Source organism: Nocardia pneumoniae NBRC 100136 (assembly GCF_000308755.1).
Classification (GTDB): Bacteria; Actinomycetota; Actinomycetes; order Mycobacteriales; family Mycobacteriaceae; genus Nocardia; species Nocardia pneumoniae.
Map to the genome: position 1 here is coordinate 30,184 of NZ_BAGF01000081.1, position 16,987 is coordinate 47,170.

The following is a 16,987-nucleotide window of genomic DNA, read 5'->3' on the forward strand; positions in this document are numbered from 1 at the left end:
CCAGCGTCGACGTCGAGTCTGGTCCGCATGACCGAGACTGTGACCGTCGCGGCGACGGAACGAACCGAGACCACGGGGCCGCCCGTGCTGGACGTGGTGATACCCGTCTACAACGAAGAAACCGATCTGGGCGTGTGCGTGCGCAGGTTGCACGCCTACCTGCGCGACGGGTTCCCGTTCCCGGCGCGCATCACGATCGCCGACAACGCGAGCACCGACGACACGCTCCAGGTGGCACAGTTGCTCGCCGAAGACCTGTCCGACGTGCGCGTAGTGCACTTGGCCGCCAAGGGCCGCGGTCGGGCGCTGCGTGCGGTGTGGGAACGCTCCGACGCGCAGGTTGTCGCGTATATGGACGTCGACCTGTCCACGGATCTCAACGCGCTGCTCCCCTTGGTCGCACCGCTGATCACCGGCCATTCCGACCTGGCCATCGGCACCCGGCTGGACTCCGCCTCCCGCGTGGTGCGCGGACCGAAGCGTGAGATCATCTCCCGCTGCTACAACCTGCTGTTGAAAGCCTCACTGCGAGCGCACTTCTCGGACGCGCAGTGCGGGTTCAAGGCGATGCGCGCCGACGTGGCCCGCCGCCTGCTGCCGCTGGTCCGCGACGGGGAGTGGTTCTTCGACACCGAACTGCTGGTGCTCGCCGAACGGGTCGGGCTGCGGATTCACGAAGTGCCGGTGGACTGGATCGACGACCCGGACAGCCGGGTCGACATCATCGACACCGCGCGCAAAGATCTGCGCGGCATCTGGCGGCTCGGACGGGCACTGGCCACCGGCGCGCTGCCGCTGGAGGAACTGCGCCGTGCGGTGGGCCGGGAACCGCTGGTGCCCGGCGTGCCGCTGGGCATGGTGGGACAGCTGGTGCGGTTCGCGATCGTCGGCGTGCTGAGCACGCTGGCCTATCTGTGGCTGTATGTCGTGCTGCAATCGTTCACCGGCGGGCAGGTGGCGAACTTCGCGGCGCTGCTGATCACGGCGGTGGCGAACACCGCGGCCAACCGGGCGTTCACCTTCGGGGTGCGCGGCTCGACCGGGGTCGTCTCGCACCAATTCCAAGGTCTGGTGATCTTCGGGGTCGGGTTGGCGCTCACCAGTGGGTCGCTGTTCGCGCTGCATCAGTGGGCGCCGGGGGCCGCGGTGCATCTGGAGCTGTCCGTGCTGGTACTGGCCAATCTGGTGGCGACGCTGTTGCGGTTCGTCGGTCTGCGGTGGGTTTTCCGCAATAGTTCGGGCGCGCCCGAACACCGCGACCCTGCCGAACATCGCAGGACGGTTCCGGCCCAAGCGAAGTCCGCTCCCATCGCATTCGGCCGTGAAGGAGACCACCGGTGACGGCGACACTCACTACGCAACCGGATGCGGCCGAACGACGCGCCGCCCGTCCTTCGGTCGCCCGACCGTCACGGACGGATCTCGCCCGGCTCGCGTTCAAGCCCGCTCGCATCGCGCTCGACCGTAAAGGAGACCACCGGTGACGGCGACACTCACGACGACGCCGATCGCGGCCGAACCGCGACCGAAATCCCAACTTCGCTGGGAATACCCGGCGCTCGCGGTGCTGCTGATCGGCACGACAGTGGCGTATCTGTGCAATCTGAGCGCGAACAAGTGGGGCAACGCGTTCTATTCCGCTGCGGTGCAGGCGGGTTCGGTGTCGTGGAAGGCGTTCTTCTTCGGATCCTCCGATGCCGCGAACTCGATCACCGTGGACAAACCGCCCGCCTCGTTGTGGTTGATGGAATTGTCCGTGCGTGCGTTCGGCCTGAACAGCTGGAGCATCCTGGTGCCGGAGGTACTGCTCGGCGTGGCCACCGTCGCGCTGGTGTGGGCCACGGTGCGCAGGCCGTTCGGACCCGCCGCCGGATTGATCGCGGGATCGGCGCTGGCGGTGACTCCCGTCGCGGCGCTCATGTTCCGGTTCAACAACCCGGAAGCGCTGCTGGTGTTCTTGATGGTCGCCGCGGCGTGGGCGATGACGCGTGCGGTGGAGGACGGCCGCTGGCGCTGGCTCGTGCTGACCGGCGTGCTGATCGGATTCGGCTTCCTCACAAAGCAATTGCAGGTGCTGCTGGTGGTGCCCGCATTGGCGCTCACCTACCTGATCGCGGGTCCGCCGAAGCTCGGCAAACGCATCGTGCAGCTGTTCGCGGCGGGCGCGGCGATGGTGCTGGCCGCCGGGTGGTGGCTGCTGGCGGTGGAGTTGTGGCCCGCCTCGTCGCGTCCGTGGATCGGCGGCTCGCACACCAACTCCATCCTGGAGCTGACCCTCGGCTACAACGGCCTCGGACGGCTCAACGGCAACGAACGCGGCAGCGTCGGCCCCGGCGGCGAACTCCCCTCCGGCGGCAACGGCATGTGGGGCAGCACCGGCATCACGCGCCTGTTCGAACCCGCCCAAGGCGGCCAGATCGCGTGGCTGATCCCAGCGGCTCTCGTCGCGCTTGTCGTAGGAATCATCTTGCGTGGCAAGAACAGTCGAACCGATCAGCAGCGTGCGGCGCTGATCCTCTGGGGCGGGTGGCTGCTGGTGACCGGGCTGGTGTTCAGCTTCATGGCGGGCATCTTCCACCAGTACTACACCGTCGCGCTGGCCCCGGCGGTCGCCGCGCTGGTCGGCGCGGGTGCGGTGCTGCTGTGGCGGGCGCGCCGCAGGCTGAGCGTGCGGCTGGCGTCGGCGCTGGCGGTTGGCCTGACCACGGCGACGGCGTGGATGCTGTTGTCCCGCAGTGCCGAGTGGCAGCCATGGCTGCGTTGGACCGTGCTGGTCGTCGGCGTCATCGCGACGCTCGCCGTCGCCTTCCCCGCGCCGCGGAAGCTGGCCGTGGTCTCGGCGCTGGCAGTCGCGTTCACCGCCTTGGCCGGGCCGGTCGCCTATGCGGTGGACACGATCGCCACCCCGCACGCCGGTTCGATTCCCTCGGCCGGGCCGAACGTCGCGATGCACGGCAATCGACCTCCGTGGGGCGACGTGATGATCGGCATCGGGCCTCCACCGCAGGACGGGCAAGCACCGAATGGGTGGTCCCCCGGGTCTGCGCCGGTGCCTGGAAGGGGTCGGCAGGGCGCGATGCCCGGCGGCGCGACCGGGGACGGTGGTCCAGGCCCCAACGGAGGCGGTGGAATCGGCGGGCTCCTCGGGGCCAATGAGCCGAGCGCGCAGGTCGTGTCCCTGCTCGAGCAGAACGGCGGCGACTACACGTGGGTGGCCGCGGCCATCGGCTCCAACAGCGCCGCGGGCTTGCAACTGGCCACCGAACTGCCCGTGATGCCGGTCGGCGGCTTCAACGGCAGCGACCCGTCGCCGACGCTGGAGCAGTTCGAACAGTATGTCGCCGAAGGAAAGATCCACTATTTCGTCGGCGGCGGCCGTGGCGGTCCCGGTTCTTCGAGCTCTTCGCCCAGCGCGCAGATCGCGCAGTGGGTGCAGGAGAACTTCACCGCCACACAGGTGGACGGCGTCACCCTGTACGACCTCACTGCCACCCGCTGAAACCACGCGACGCGGCCCCGCAGCCCTGCAGCTGCTGGGGCCGCATCGCCGCCCAACGCGGATTGGCGGTGTGATCCCCGACGCGTAGACGCTATCGGCGGACTGTTCGACATCGAGGCCGTTCCCGGAAGGGACACGGGATGGGCGAGTGTGACATGGCCGCGAGACCGCGGCGGGCTCTTGGCACCCGGCAAAACGCCAGCGATGATGTTCGGTACGTGACGGCTTCGGGTCGGGAGCCGGGGCCCCGGCCACCATCAGGTCACGCGTACACCGCGAACACTCAGGGAAACAGTTGAATGCTTTCACGAAGCTGGCCGTGACGGTGGTCAGCGCACTCGTCGCAACCGCGCTCGCCGTGGGATTCGCCTCCACCGCGTCGGCGGCGCCGGTGGACAACGCCGCACCGATCGCGGCGGCGACCAGCGAACCCCCGCAGGTGACCTACATCAAGGCGTGCCTGCCGCCCGGTGACACGATCGAGCTCCGCACCGGAATCGGCGCGGCGATCGGAGCCGCCATCGGTGCGCTCGTCGGGCTGCCGGTGTTCTTCGTCGGCGCGATCCCCGGCGCGATCATCGTCGGACTGATCGGGGCCGCGATCGGAGCCTCCTCCTACGCCATCGATTCCGGGCGGCTCGAGCAGCAGGGATTGTGCTGACCACCTGATGCGCGAATCGGCCCCGCTGGCAGCAGCGGGGCCGTCGCCATCTCCATGAGTAGCCGCTCCCCGCGTCCAGCGCGGCAGCCCCGCTGTCGAGGCGGTGAGGATTCGAGGAGGCGGCGAACGGCCTCGGTGAGTGCGACATTCTTGCCGTACATCTCCGCGATCATCCGTTGCTGCTCATGCCGCGCCTAGTGGCCCGGCAGCGGGCTCAGCGTGTCCCGTGCAGAGCGGCGTGCAGCGTCGCGGCCCACTGCTGCACGATTCGCTTTCGACGGGCCGAGTCGTCGGTGAGGACGTCGGCCAAACCGAGGCCGCGGGCCATGTCCAGGGTCGCCTGGACCAGATGATGGGCGACCGGGTCGGAGTCGTCCACGCCGAGGGCCTCGACGGCGCGGCGGTGTGACGCGCGACCGAAGCGGGCCTCCAGCGGGACGATGCGTTCGCGCAGCGCCGGATCGGCGGCGGCGTGCGTCCACACCTGCAGGGCCGCCTTGAACAGCGGACTGGTGTAGGACTCGACCAGTCCCGCCACCACCGCCTCGGTGCGGGCGGGTCCGTCGCCCAGCTCGGTCAACGTCGCCGCCTCCTGCACGGCCTGCCCGCTGCGCGTGTCGAACATGTACTCCAGCGCGGCGGTGATCAGATCCTCCCTGGTCGGGAAGTGATGCTGGGCCGCACCACGGGACACCCCGGCGCGCTCGGCGACCACGGCAACCGTCGCGGCCGCCCAGCCCATTTCGGCCAGACAGTCGATGGTCGCCTCGAGCAGGCGCTGCCGAGTGGCTCGGCTGCGGTCCTGCTTCGGTTCGTGGGGTGTCGCCATGGTGGTTATTCTGCCCAGCTAGGCGGGCGACGCTGCAAAAAGGCCAGCATGCCCTCGTGCACTTCGGGGGTGCCGAAGAAGCGCGCCGAACGCTGCGCGAGTTCCTCGGCGGAGGAGTCGAACCGAGCGAGGATGTCCGCGTTGACCAGCCGCTTGGCCTCCGCGAGACCCTGCGGCGATCCCTTGCGCACCTCCGCGCACAGCCGCGCCACCTCGGCCGCCGGGTCGTCGGCGGTGACGGTGACCAGGCCGATCTCCTGCGCCACGGCGGCGCCGAACTTCTCGCCGGTCAGGTAGTACCGGCTGGCCGCGCGCGGGCTGAGCCTCGGCAGCAGGGTCAGCGAGATCATGAACGGCGCCAGGCCGATCCGTACCTCGGTGAGCGCGAAACTGCTGCCCGGCCCGGCCACGACGATGTCGCAGGCGGCCACGATGCCCATGCCGCCGGCACGGACATTGCCGTCGATTCGCGCGATCACTGGCTTCGGCGTCTCCACCAGCCTGCGCAGCACACCGATCATCACCCGGGTGCGCTCGTCGGCGGCCACGGCCGGATCGGCGTCACTCGCCTCAGTGAGATCCGCGCCCGCGCAGAAGGTGTTGCCGGTGTGCGCGAGCACGATGACGCGCACCTTGTCGTCGGCCGCCGCGTCGTCCAGGCCGCGCAGCAGCTCGGCGACCAGCTTGGACGACAGCGCGTTGCGGTTGTGCGGCGAGTCGAACGTGAGCGTCGCCACACCACCGCTGGACTCGTAGCGGACGAACGGACCCGTCTCGGTCATGCGCTCCCTCTCAGTACGACTTCGGCAGGCCCAGCGAGTGCTGGGCGACGAAGTTCAGCACCATTTCCCGGCTGACCGGCGCAATCCGGCCGATCCGCGCGGCGGCCAGCATGGCGGCCAGCCCGACGTCCCTGGTAAGGCCGGAGCCGCCGTGCGTCTGAATGGCCTGGTCGAGCGCCTTGATGCTGGCCTCCGCCGCCGCGTATTTCGCCATGTTGGCGGCTTCAGCGGCGCCCATCTCGTCACCGGCGTCGTAGAGGGTCGCGGCCTTCTGCATCATCAGTTTGGCCAATTCCACTTCGACCTTCACCTGCGCGAGCGGATGCGAAATGCCCTGGTGCGCACCGATCGGCGTCTTCCACACCGCCCGCTCCCTGGCGTATTCCACGGCGCGGTCGATGGCGTAGCGGCCCAGGCCGATGGCCATCGCGGCGCCCATGATGCGTTCCGGGTTCAGACCGGCGAACAGCTGCATCAGCGCCGCGTCCTCCTTGCCGACCAGCGCCGTCGAGGGCAGCCGGACGTCGTCGAGGAACAGGCTGTACTGGTGGTCGGGCTCGATGATGTCCATCTCCTGCGCCGTCTTGGTGAAGCCTTCGGCGTCGGTCGGCACGATGAACAGGGCGGGCTTGAGCTTGCCGGTCTTGTGGTCCTCGGTGCGGGACACGATCAGCACCGCCTCGGCCTGGTCCACGCCGGAGATGAAGATCTTGCGGCCGTTGAGGATCCAGTCCTCGCCGTCGCGGCGGGCGGTGGTGGTGATCTGGTGGGAGTTGGAGCCCGCGTCCGGCTCGGTGATGCCGAAGACCATCTTGCCGGAGCCGTCGGCGAGCTTGGGCAGCCATTCCCGCTTCTGCTCGTCGGTGCCGTACCTGGTGATGACGGTGCCGCAGATGGCCGGGGAGACCACCATGAGCAGCAGGCCCGCGCCCTGCGCGGACAGTTCCTCCATCACCAGCGACAGCTCGTACATGCCCGCGCCGCCGCCACCGTATTCCTCCGGCAGGTTCACCCCGAGGAACCCGAGTTTGCCCGCTTCATTCCACAATTCGTCCAGCGGCTCGTTCTTCCGCGCCTTCGGCAGCACGTAGTCGCGGTAGTTGTATTTCGCGGCCAGCGCCGCGACGGCGGCCCGCAGCGCCTTCTGCTCGTCGGTTTCGATGAAGCCCATCAGATCTCCTGGTTTTCGTTGGTCTCGTCGTTCGAGGCGGGTTCGACGACCGCGAGCACGGCGCCGACGTCGACCTGCTGGCCGACGGTGACGTTGACGGCGCTGAGCACGCCCGCGGTGGGCGCGGCGATGGTGTGCTCCATCTTCATCGCCTCCAGCCACAGGATCGGCTGACCCTGTTGGACATGGCTGCCGATCTCGGCCCCGAGCCGGATCACGCTGCCCGGCATGGGGGCCAGCAGCGAGCCGGTGGCCACCTGGTCGGCCGGATCGCTGAACCGGGGCAGCCTGCGCACGGCCACCGGTCCCAGCGGCGAGTCGACGTAGACGTGGTCGCCGTAGCGCGCGACATCGAACTGCCTGCGCACCGGGCCCCGTTCGCCCGGAACGGACAGCACGACGCGATCCGGCGCCGACTCGACGAGGGTCAGCCCGTCGTGACCGTCCACCGTGAGACCGGTCCCGCCGAACCGGTAGCCCACCTCGTGCGTCCCGGTGGCGCGGCTCTCGTAGGACTTGCGCTGCGACTGCGACGGCAGGTTCCGCCATCCGCTGGGCAGCCCGCCGCCCACCCGCGCCCCGGCGCGGTTCGCCGCCGCGTCGGCGAGAGCGGCGGCCACGATGGACAACGCCTCGTCGGGTTCCGAGACCAGCGGCGCGGCGAGGGCAGCCAAGCCGTGCGTCTCGAAGAACGCGGTGTCGGTGTCCCCGGCCAGGAACGCCGGATGACGCAGCACCCGCACCAGCAAGTCCCGGTTGGTGACCAGACCGTGGATCTTCGCCCGGTGCAGCGCCGCGGCCAGCAATCGCGCTGCCGCACTTCTTGTTTCAGCGTACGAGATGACCTTGGCCAGCATCGGGTCGTAGTGCACGCCGACCACCGAACCGTCCACCACACCTGTGTCCAGGCGTACGCCCGGGCGATCGAGCAGATCGAATTCAGTACGCACCGAAGGAATCTCGATTCGGTGCACCGTTCCGCTCTGCGGCTGCCAGTCGTGCGCCGGGTCCTCGGCATAGAGCCGTACCTCGATCGAATGCCCGTGCATCGCGGGCGGTTCGGCGGGCAAGGCGTCACCCGCGGCGACATCCAATTGCAGCCGGACCAGATCCAGCCCGGTGGTGCATTCGGTGACCGGGTGCTCCACTTGCAGACGGGTGTTCATCTCCAGGAAGAAGAACTCGCCCTGCTCGTCGGCGAGGAACTCGACGGTGCCCGCGCCGGTGTAGCCGATCGCGCCGGCCGCCAGCCGGGCCGCCTCGAACAGCCGCGCCCGCATGCCCTCGGTGCGCTCCACCAGCGGCGAGGGCGCCTCCTCGATGACCTTCTGATGGCGGCGCTGGATGGAGCACTCGCGCTCGCCCACCGCCCAGATCGTGCCGTGGATGTCGGCCATGACCTGGACCTCGATGTGCCTGCCGGTCTCCAGGTACCGCTCGCAGAACACCGTCGGATCGCCGAACGCGGATTCCGCCTCCCGGCGGGCGGCCTCGATCTGCGGCGCCAGGTCGGCGAGGTCGCGCACCACCCGCATGCCGCGCCCTCCGCCGCCCGCGGACGCCTTGATCAGCACCGGCAGATGCTCCTCGGTCACCTCGGCCGGGTCCAGCTCGGCGAGCACGGGGACACCGGCGGCGTCCATCATCTTCTTCGCGGCGACCTTCGAACCCATCTGCTCGATCGCCTCGACCGGCGGCCCGATCCAGACCAGCCCGGCGTCGAGCACCGCCTCGGCGAATTCCGCGTTCTCGGAAAGGAATCCGTATCCGGGATGGATGGCGTCCGCGCCGGTGGCGAGCGCGGCCTCGATGATCAGCTCACCGCGCAGGTAGGTCTCCGCGGGCGTATTGCCGGGCAGGCGCACCGCGGCGTCCGCCTCGGTGACGTGCGGCGCGGCGGCATCCGCGTCGGAGTACACCGCGACGGTGCCCACGCCCATGCGGCGGCAGGTCGCGAAGACCCGGCGGGCGATTTCGCCGCGGTTGGCGACGAGGACGTTCGTGATTTCCATCCGCGGCCTCACATTCGGAAGACGCCGAAGCCTTCGGCGCCCTTGATCGGGGCATTGTGAATGGCCGACAAGGACATTCCCAACACCGTCCGGGTATCACGCGGGTCGATGACGCCGTCGTCGTAGAGCCGCCCCGACATGAACATCGCCAGCGACTCGGCCTCGATCTGCGCCTCCACCATGGCGCGCATCCCGGCGTCGGCCTCCTCGTCGAACGGCAAGCCCTTCGCCTCGGCGGCGGCCCGGCTGACGATCGAGATGACGCCCGCGAGCTGCGCCCCGCCCATGACGGCGGATTTCGCGCTGGGCCAAGCGAAGACGAAACGCGGGTCGTAGGCCCGGCCGCACATGCCGTAGTGTCCCGCGCCGTAGGACGCGCCCATCAGCACCGAGATGTGCGGCACCTTCGAGTTGGACACCGCGTTGATCATCATCGAGCCGTGCTTGATGATGCCCTTCTGCTCGTACTCCTTGCCGACCATGTAACCAGTGGTGTTGTGCAGGAAGAGCAGTGGCGTGTTCGTCTTGTTGGCCAGCTGGATGAACTGGGTGGCCTTCTGCGACTCCTCGGAGAACAGCACGCCGCGCGCGTTCGCCAGGATGCCGATCGGATACCCGTGCAGTTCGGCCCATCCGGTGACCAGGCTGCTGCCGTAGAGCGGTTTGAACTCGTCGAAGTCCGAGCCGTCCACGATGCGCGCGATCACCTCGCGCGGGTCGAACGGGATCTTCAGGTCCGACGGCACGATGCCGAGCAGGTCCTCGGGGTCGTAGAGCGGCTCGATCACCTCGGCGCGCGGCGCGGGGCCCTGCTTGCGCCAGTTCAGCCGCTTGACGATGGATCGGCCGATGCGGATCGCGTCCTGCTCGTCCACCGCGTAGTAGTCGGCGAGGCCGGAGATCCGGGCGTGCATGTCGGCGCCGCCGAGGGATTCGTCGTCGGACTCCTCACCGGTGGCCATCTTGACCAGCGGCGGTCCGCCGAGGAACACCTTGGAGCGCTCCTTGATCATCACCACGTGATCGGACATGCCGGGGATGTAGGCGCCGCCCGCGGTGGAGTTGCCGAACACCAGCGCGATGGTCGGGATGCCCTCCGCCGAGGCCCGGGTGAGATCGCGGAACATCCGTCCGCCCGGGACGAAGACTTCTTTTTGCGTGGGCAGATCCGCGCCGCCGGATTCCACCAGCGAGATCACCGGGAGCCGGTTCTCCCGCACGATGTCGTTGATGCGCAGGGTCTTGCGCAGGGTCCAGGGGTTCGAGGTGCCGCCGCGCACGGTCGGGTCCGGCGCGACGATCATGCACTCGACGCCCTCCACGACCCCGATGCCCGCGATGGTGCTCGCGCCGACGTGGAATTCGCTGCCCCAGCCCGCCAGCGGGCACAGCTCCAGGAACGGCGAATCCTCGTCGATGAGCAGTTCGATGCGCTCGCGGGCGGTCAGCTTGCCGCGCTTGCGGTGCCGGGCCAGCTTGTCCGGGCCGCCGCCCGCGATGGCCTTGGCGAACTCGGCTTCGACCTCGACGAGCTTGGCGCTCATGGCTTCCGCGGCCGCGGCGTAGTCGGGCGACCCGGTGTCCAGGGTGCTTCGTAAGATGGTCATGACTGGTACCCCAATCGCTTCGCCGCCAATCCGGTGAGAATTTCCGTCGTGCCGCCGCCGATCCCGAGGATGCGCATGTCCCGGTACTGGCGCTCGATCTCGGATTCGCGCATGTAGCCGAGGCCGCCGAAGAGCTGGACGGCCTGGTTGGCCACCCACTCGCCCGCCTCGACCGCGGTGTTCTTGGCGAAGCACACCTCGGCGATCAGGTCGGTCTCGCCTTCGGCGCTGCGCTGCACCACGTCTCGGGTGTAGACCCGCGCGACGTCGATGCGCCGCGCCATCTCGGTGACCGTGTTCTGCACCGCCTGCCTGCTGATCAGCGGACGGCCGAACGTCTCCCGGTTGCGCACCCACTCCAGGGTGAGGTCGAGGCAGCGCTGCGCGCTCGAATACGCCTGCACCGCGAGGCCGACGCGCTCGCTGACGAACGCCCCCGCGATCTGGTGGAAACCGGAGTTCTCCTGGCCCACCAGGTTCTCCACCGGCACCCGGACGTCCACGTAGGACAACTCGGCCGTGTCGGAGGCGAGCCAGCCCATCTTGTCCAGCTTGCGGCTGACCGTGAAACCCGGCGTGTCCTTGTCGATGATGAGCAGCGAGAGGCCCGCGGAGCCGGGCCCTCCGGTGCGCACCGCGGTGACCACGAAGTCGGCGCGTACGCCGGAGGTGATGTAGGTCTTGGCGCCGTTGACGATGTAGTGGTCGCCGTCGCGGCGGGCGGTGGTGGTGAGGTGCCCGACGTCGGAGCCGCCGCCGGGCTCGGTGATCGCGAGCGAGCCGATCAGCTCGCCCGCGAGGGTGGGCTTCACCCAGCGCTCGATCTGCTCGGCGTTGCCCGAGGCGATGATGTGCGGCACGGAGATACCGCAGGTGAACAGCGACGCGAACAGCCCGCCGGACGCTCCGGCCTGGTGCATCTCCTCGCACACGATCATCGCGTCCACGCCGTCGCCGCCGGAGCCGCCCGCGGATTCCGGGAACTGCACGCCGAGCAGGCCGAGTGCGCCCGCCTTCTGGTGCAATGCGCGGGGGATCTCTCCGGCGCGCTCCCACCCGTCCAGATACGGCAGGATCTCGCGCTCCACGAATCCACGGACCGTGGAACGCAATTCGCGGCGTTCCGGCGTGTCCCAGGGTTTGGTCATGCGGTGTCCTTTCTCGCATGATCGGGGGCCCTGCGTGGTGACGCGAGCTGCCGCCTCCGGGCCTGACCGATCATGCGAACAGCTCCACGGGAATGTCGAGGTGACGGGACCGCAGCCATTCGCCGAGTCCCTTGGCCTGCGGGTCGAAGCGGGCCTGGTAGGCCACCCCTCGGCCGAGCAGGCCTTCGATGATGAAGTTCAGCGCCCGCAAGTTGGGCAGGACATGCCGGGTGACGGTGAGCGAAGCCGCCTCCGGGAGCAGCTCTTTGACGCGTGCCACGGTGAGTGTGTGCACCAGCCAGCGCCACTGCTCGTCGGTACGCACCCACACGCCGACGTTCGCGTCCGCGCCTTTGTCCCCGCTGCGCGCCAGGGCGATCGTGCCCAGCGGAACGCGGCGGGTCTGGCCGGAGGACAGCGGCTCGGGTGCGGGCGGCTCGGCCACCTCGGCGAGTTCGGCTGTGTCGGTGGACGGCGCGATATCGACCCGGGTGCCGTCCGGGAGCACCGCCGTGTGTGGCACCTCGGCGGCGTCGACGAACCCGGGCGTGAACACGCCGTACGGAGACCCGTTGCCGGGCAGGGTCGTGAAGCTGCATCCCGGATAGCTGGCCAATGCCAGCTCCACCGCCACGTTGGAGAACGCGCGGCCGACCTTGTTCGGATCTGGGTCGCGGACAACGCAGCGCAGCAGCGCGCTCGCCTGCTCTTCGGTCTCGGCGTCCGGCCGGTCCAGGCGGGCCAGCGTCCAGGTCAACTCGGCGGGACGGGTCGGCAGCCAGGACTCCAGCTGGCGTCGCGCCAGTTCGGCCTTCGCTTCGATGTCCAGACCGGTGAGCACGAACTCCATCTCGTTGCGGAATCCGCCTAGGGTGTTCAGGGAGACCTTCAGCTGGGGCGGCGGGGCCTCGCCCGTCACGCCGCTGATCAGCACCCGATCCGGACCGTCCTGGGCGAGCTGGATGGTGTCCAGGCGGGAGGTCACGTCGGGTCCGGCGTAGCGGGCGCCCTGGATCTCGTACATCAGCTGGGCTTCGACCGTGTCGACGGTGACCACGCCGCCCGTGCCCTGATGCTTGGTGATCACGCTGCTTCCGTCGGCGCGGATCTCGGCGATGGGGAAGCCGGGCCTGCCCAGGTCGGAGAGCTCGGTGAAGAAGGCGTAGTTGCCGCCGGTGGCCTGGGTGCCGCACTCGATGACGTGCCCGGCCACCACCGCGCCCGCCAGCTGGTCGTAATCGGTTCGGCCCCAACCGAAGTGCGCGGCGGCCGGGCCGACGATCACCGACGCGTCGGTGACCCGTCCGGTGACGACGATGTCCGCGCCCGCGTTCAGGCATTCCACGATGCCCCACGCGCCGAGGTAGGCGTTGGCGGTCAGGGGAGCGCCGAAACCGAGGTCACCGGCGCGCGCGATGAGGTCGTCGCCCTCGACGTGCGCGATCTTCGCGTCCAGTCCGAGATCCGCGGCGACTTTGCGCAGTTTCTCCGCGAGACCGGCCGGGTTGAGGCCGCCCGCGTTCGCGACGATGCGCACCTTGCGTTCCAGCGCGAGCCCGAGGCAGTCCTCGATCTGCTTGACGAAGGTCTTCGCGTAGCCGAGGCTCGGGTCCTTCATCCGGTCGCGGCCGAGGATCAGCATGGTCAGCTCGGCCAGGTAATCGCCGGTGAGCACGTCGAGCTGCCCGCCTTCGAGCATCTCGCGCATGGCACTGAGCCGATCACCGTAGAAGCCGGAACAGTTGCCGATCCGGAGCACGTCCGGGTCGGCGGCCAGCATACTCATCAGCGGGAATGCCTCCTGTGCGGCGAACCGTCAGGATGGGCCGCATGCCGCATCCGTGGAGTCCGCGTTCCGCGACCAGCATCACACTCCAGGCAGAAAAAAGCAAGCATGCGTGCTTGTTAATTGCAGGCTGAACCACCGTTTGCCCGAGGTCCACACCACCCGCGCCGGGATGACCGGACTGCGTGGAGCAAGATGGCACGGTGTCCAGCGACGTGACCGTGATCGTTCTGCTCGCCCTGTCCGGGTTCCTGGTCGGCGGCGCCTACTCCACCTGGAAGACCGCCCGCCCGCTGGCCATCGCGCTGGCGGTCTGCGCCGTTCTCGCGGCGGGTGGCGCCCTGGCCTGGTGGTTCGCGTAAGGGCCTGGGCCGGGCCAAAGCTCGAGGCAGCCGCTCAGTTTCTCGACAGACGAAAGATCCGCAGGTCGTCCGGCACTCCGTTGAGTGGCGCCGCGAAGAAGCTGCGGCGATACGGCTTGACCGCGAGACCGAGCTCCTCCAGCGTCTCGGGCCGCAGCGCTTGCAGCGTCGCTTCGGACAGCATGGTGTGCCCGTTGCCGCCCGCCTCCATCACGCGGGCCGCGATCGTCACGTCCACGCCGAGCCAGTCGCCGCCGATCTCACGCGGAGAACCGGTGTGCAAACCGATGCGCATCCGCGGGCGGTAGCCCCGCACCTGCACGTCGGCGAGATTGCGCTTGGCGGTCACCGCGGCGCGCACGGCCCGGTCCGCCGAAGGGAAGACCGCCATCACGCCGTCGCCCATGCGCTTGACCACTTGACCGCCGCGCTCGCCGATCGGCGGCTCGATGGCCCTGGCGACCGCACGCAGCAGTTCGAGGGTGGCCTCGTCACCCGCCGACAGCGACCACCGGGAGAACGCCACCAGATCGGTGAACATTACAGTTATCTCTTGGCTACCTTTGCCGCGCCCGACTCGCTCCAGCATCGCCTGCCAAACCTGCAAGGCGCCGAAGCCGATTTCCCGAGCCGCGCTGGGGGCGTCGCCGACCAGCTTGTCGGCCGCCCGCGCGACCGCCCGCGCACCGCCGGGACCCGAAACCGACAGGGGATCACCGAAAGCCGGATCACCGGGCAGCTGCTCACGGGCCTTGCGCAGCACACCGATCAGGTCGGCACGCTGATTGGCGGCGTTCATCAGCGCGGACAGCTGGCCACGCCGCGATCCGCCGGAACGGCGGGAAGAGTCGAACTCGTCGGCCGGCTCCAACGGAATGACCATTTCGGGCGGTATGTCGCCATCGGCCTCCGGTCCTGGCGCCGACTCGGCGCCGCCGGAAGGTGTTTCGCTCACGTCCCGAGGGTATCTCAGCCGATCCGGCGTCGGCCGGTTAGCGATCATCGCCATCTCTCACCTCCGCGGTGAACGTCAGCGAGCACGTCGTCGGGCCCCGCGATGGGTAACGAGCTGGTTGCTGACTCGAGGCTACCCGGGTACGAAGGGGTCTCGGAAGCGGCAGGCCGCATAGTTTCCGGGATGTTCACACTCGGCTGCGAACAAGGTGGTCGGCCCGGCGCGAAGAGTCGCACCGGGCCGATCACCGCACCGCCTGCCGGGCAGTGGCAGGCGGTGGACGGAGCACCGGACCTCCCGACAAGGTCGGCGCTCCACAACCCGAGTGGCGAGGGAAGGCGACTCGGGTAGCTATGCGTCGCGCTGGTTCACCGAGACCAGGGCAGCGCCGAAGACGATCGCGACGAAAACGGTGAAGTAGAGCAAGCTCGCCCATGGACCCCAGTGCCAATTGGCGGTGGACGGGGCCGCGCTGAAGAAGTGATTCGCGTTCGCGAACGGCAGGAACGGGGTGACGTTGCGGCCGAAACTGCCGAACGCGCCGAGCAGGCCCTCGATGAGCAGCGGCCACAGCACGATCAGCGAGATCGCGGCGGCGGACTGCCGCACCAGCACACCGACGCCGACCGCGAGGACGACGCACAGGAAGGCGTAGATGGGGATGCCGTAGACCTCGCGCCAGTCCTCCGGGCTGGACAGGGTCAGGCTCGCGCCCGCGTCCGGGCCGCTGAGCGCCTTCGCCACCAGGTAGGCGAGGAACACGAGGACGGTGGTGAGCAACGCGCCGTACACGCCGACCAAGCCCGCCTTGGTCACGATGACCCGGTCCCGATGCGGGGTGGCCTGGAACGTCGTCCGGATGATGCCGAAGCGATATTCGCTGGTCACGGTCAAGGTCGCCATGATCATCAGGACCATGACACCGAAGCCGCTGATCCCCGCCACCGCGGTGGAGACGGTCAGGTTGATCGAGCCTTCCTCGCCGTAGGTCGTCCGCGCCACCCAGGCCAGCAGGGCGGCCATGCCGAGCGCGAGGGCCACCACGATCGCCGAGCACCACCAGGGCGACCTGGTCGAGGTGAGCTTGATTCGTTCCGCTGCCAGCACGCCCATCAGAGCGCACCTCCCATCACCTGATCGAAGCCTTCGCCGTGGTACTGCACGGCGCCGCCGGTCATCCGCATGAACGCCTCCTCCAGCGAGGCACGCTGCGGGGCCAGCTCGAACAGGGTGATGTCGTTCGCGGCGGCCAGCTTGCCGACCACGTCACTGGACACGCCTGCCACGACGAGCGCGGGGCCTTCGGCGCCGCCGCCGTCCTCGCGGACGGTCATGCCGTTCGAGGTCAGCACGCTGCGCAGCTGGTCGAGCTGCGGGCTGCGCACCCGCACCGACTGCTCCGAAGCGCGCTCGATGAACTCCTGCGTGGTCGAGTCCGAGATGAGCTTGCCGCGACCGATGACGACCAGGTGCTCGGCGGTCTGCGCCATCTCCGAGAGCAGATGGCTGGAGACCAGCACCGTGCGGCCTTCGGCGGCCAGTCGCTGCATGAACCGGCGGATCCACAGGATGCCCTCCGGGTCGAGGCCGTTGACCGGCTCGTCGAACAGCAGCACCTGCGGGTCGCCCAGCAGCGCGCCGGCCAGGCCGAGCCGCTGCGACATGCCGAGCGAGAACCCGCCCGCGGTCTTGCCCGCCACCTCGGACAAACCGACCAACCGCAGCACCTCCTCCACCCGGGACTTGGGGATGCCGTTGGACGCGGCCATCCACTCCAGGTGAGCGCGCGCGGACCGGTTCGGGTGCACCCACTTGGCGTCCAGCAGCGCGCCGACGGCGCGCAGCGGATGGTCCAGCTCGTGGTAGGGCTTGCCGTGGATCAGCGCGGTGCCCGCGGTGGGCTTGTCCAACCCGAGGATCATCCGCATGGTGGTCGACTTGCCCGCGCCGTTCGGCCCCAGGAAGCCCGTCACCTGTCCCGGTCGCACGGTGAAGGTCAGATCCTGCACCGCGACGGTCTGCCCGAAGTGCTTGGTCAGGCCTCTCAGCTCGATCATGCTGCCCAGCATTCCGCAAAACGCGGCGGCGCGCGTCGGTAAAAAGTGGCGAGTTCGGTCATCCTCGAGGATGAGAGCGGGATGGGGGGTTCCAGGGCACGGGCGGTTTCGACCGAAC

The 16,987-nt window shown here is 69.1% G+C and carries 15 protein-coding genes; 5 read left to right on the forward strand and 10 right to left on the reverse strand.

Features of this window, described 5'->3' with window-relative positions; translation table 11 throughout:
* The first annotated feature begins 27 nt into the window (after positions 1 to 27).
* The 4 genes from ON34_RS26390 (at position 28) to ON34_RS26400 (ending at position 4,160) form a co-directional block, all read left to right on the forward strand.
* Complete coding sequence (locus tag ON34_RS26390; RefSeq protein WP_245548204.1) at positions 28 to 1,341, forward strand: bifunctional glycosyltransferase family 2/GtrA family protein; 1,314 nt, start codon at positions 28 to 30, stop codon at positions 1,339 to 1,341.
* Complete coding sequence (locus ON34_RS36350) at positions 1,338 to 1,484, forward strand: hypothetical protein (RefSeq protein ID WP_157172436.1); 147 nt, start codon at positions 1,338 to 1,340, stop codon at positions 1,482 to 1,484. The genes ON34_RS26390 and ON34_RS36350 overlap by 4 nt, the downstream gene beginning before the upstream one ends.
* Entirely contained in the window at positions 1,481 to 3,499 is a 2,019-nt protein-coding gene (locus tag ON34_RS26395) for a glycosyltransferase family 39 protein (RefSeq protein ID WP_040784401.1), read from the forward strand. Before ON34_RS36350 ends, ON34_RS26395 begins: the two co-directional genes overlap by 4 nt.
* A 295-nt stretch (positions 3,500 to 3,794) precedes the next feature.
* On the forward strand, positions 3,795 to 4,160 hold the full coding sequence (locus tag ON34_RS26400; protein WP_040784404.1) for a hypothetical protein: 366 nt from the start codon (positions 3,795 to 3,797) through the stop codon (positions 4,158 to 4,160).
* 214 nt (positions 4,161 to 4,374) lie between these two features.
* Here ON34_RS26400 and ON34_RS26405 read toward each other — a convergent pair whose 3' ends face one another.
* The 7 genes from ON34_RS26405 to ON34_RS26435 form a co-directional block, all read right to left on the reverse strand.
* The gene (locus tag ON34_RS26405) at positions 4,375 to 4,989 is read right to left on the reverse strand and encodes a TetR/AcrR family transcriptional regulator (RefSeq protein WP_040784406.1); all 615 of its coding nucleotides are present in this window, start codon (positions 4,987 to 4,989) and stop codon (positions 4,375 to 4,377) included.
* A 5-nt stretch (positions 4,990 to 4,994) separates the two neighbouring features.
* Positions 4,995 to 5,771, reverse strand: coding sequence for an enoyl-CoA hydratase family protein (locus ON34_RS26410; RefSeq protein WP_040784408.1), 777 nt, complete (start codon positions 5,769 to 5,771; stop codon positions 4,995 to 4,997).
* A gap of 10 nt (positions 5,772 to 5,781) precedes the next feature.
* Complete coding sequence (locus ON34_RS26415) at positions 5,782 to 6,942, reverse strand: acyl-CoA dehydrogenase family protein (RefSeq protein ID WP_040784410.1); 1,161 nt, start codon at positions 6,940 to 6,942, stop codon at positions 5,782 to 5,784.
* Complete coding sequence (locus tag ON34_RS26420; protein ID WP_040784411.1) at positions 6,942 to 8,954, reverse strand: acetyl/propionyl/methylcrotonyl-CoA carboxylase subunit alpha; 2,013 nt, start codon at positions 8,952 to 8,954, stop codon at positions 6,942 to 6,944. The genes ON34_RS26415 and ON34_RS26420 overlap by 1 nt, the downstream gene beginning before the upstream one ends.
* Before the next feature lie 8 nt (positions 8,955 to 8,962).
* Positions 8,963 to 10,561, reverse strand: coding sequence for an acyl-CoA carboxylase subunit beta (locus ON34_RS26425; RefSeq protein WP_040784413.1), 1,599 nt, complete (start codon positions 10,559 to 10,561; stop codon positions 8,963 to 8,965).
* Positions 10,558 to 11,709 carry an acyl-CoA dehydrogenase family protein gene (locus ON34_RS26430; RefSeq protein ID WP_040784416.1) on the reverse strand — a complete coding sequence of 384 codons (1,152 nt, stop codon included), beginning with the start codon at positions 11,707 to 11,709 and terminating at the stop codon, positions 10,558 to 10,560. The genes ON34_RS26425 and ON34_RS26430 overlap by 4 nt, the downstream gene beginning before the upstream one ends.
* Before the next feature lie 70 nt (positions 11,710 to 11,779).
* Positions 11,780 to 13,495, reverse strand: coding sequence for an acyclic terpene utilization AtuA family protein (locus tag ON34_RS26435; RefSeq protein WP_040784418.1), 1,716 nt, complete (start codon positions 13,493 to 13,495; stop codon positions 11,780 to 11,782).
* 203 nt (positions 13,496 to 13,698) lie between these two features.
* On the opposite strand from ON34_RS26435, the gene ON34_RS36880 reads away from it, so the two are divergent.
* The gene (locus tag ON34_RS36880) at positions 13,699 to 13,857 is read left to right on the forward strand and encodes a CG2302 family histidine operon protein (protein WP_169333902.1); all 159 of its coding nucleotides are present in this window, start codon (positions 13,699 to 13,701) and stop codon (positions 13,855 to 13,857) included.
* A gap of 34 nt (positions 13,858 to 13,891) precedes the next feature.
* Here the strand turns inward: ON34_RS36880 and ON34_RS26440 are convergent, their stop codons facing one another.
* The 3 genes from ON34_RS26440 to ON34_RS26450 all read right to left on the reverse strand — a co-directional run bounded on the left by ON34_RS26440 (position 13,892) and on the right by ON34_RS26450 (position 16,869).
* Positions 13,892 to 14,740, reverse strand: a complete 849-nt coding sequence (locus tag ON34_RS26440) for an adenylate/guanylate cyclase domain-containing protein (RefSeq protein ID WP_040784420.1) — start codon at positions 14,738 to 14,740, stop codon at positions 13,892 to 13,894.
* Between the two features lie 423 nt (positions 14,741 to 15,163).
* Complete coding sequence (locus tag ON34_RS26445; protein ID WP_040784424.1) at positions 15,164 to 15,925, reverse strand: ABC transporter permease; 762 nt, start codon at positions 15,923 to 15,925, stop codon at positions 15,164 to 15,166.
* Entirely contained in the window at positions 15,925 to 16,869 is a 945-nt protein-coding gene (locus tag ON34_RS26450) for an ABC transporter ATP-binding protein (protein ID WP_040784540.1), read from the reverse strand. The genes ON34_RS26445 and ON34_RS26450 overlap by 1 nt, the downstream gene beginning before the upstream one ends.
* Positions 16,870 to 16,987 lie beyond the last annotated feature (118 nt).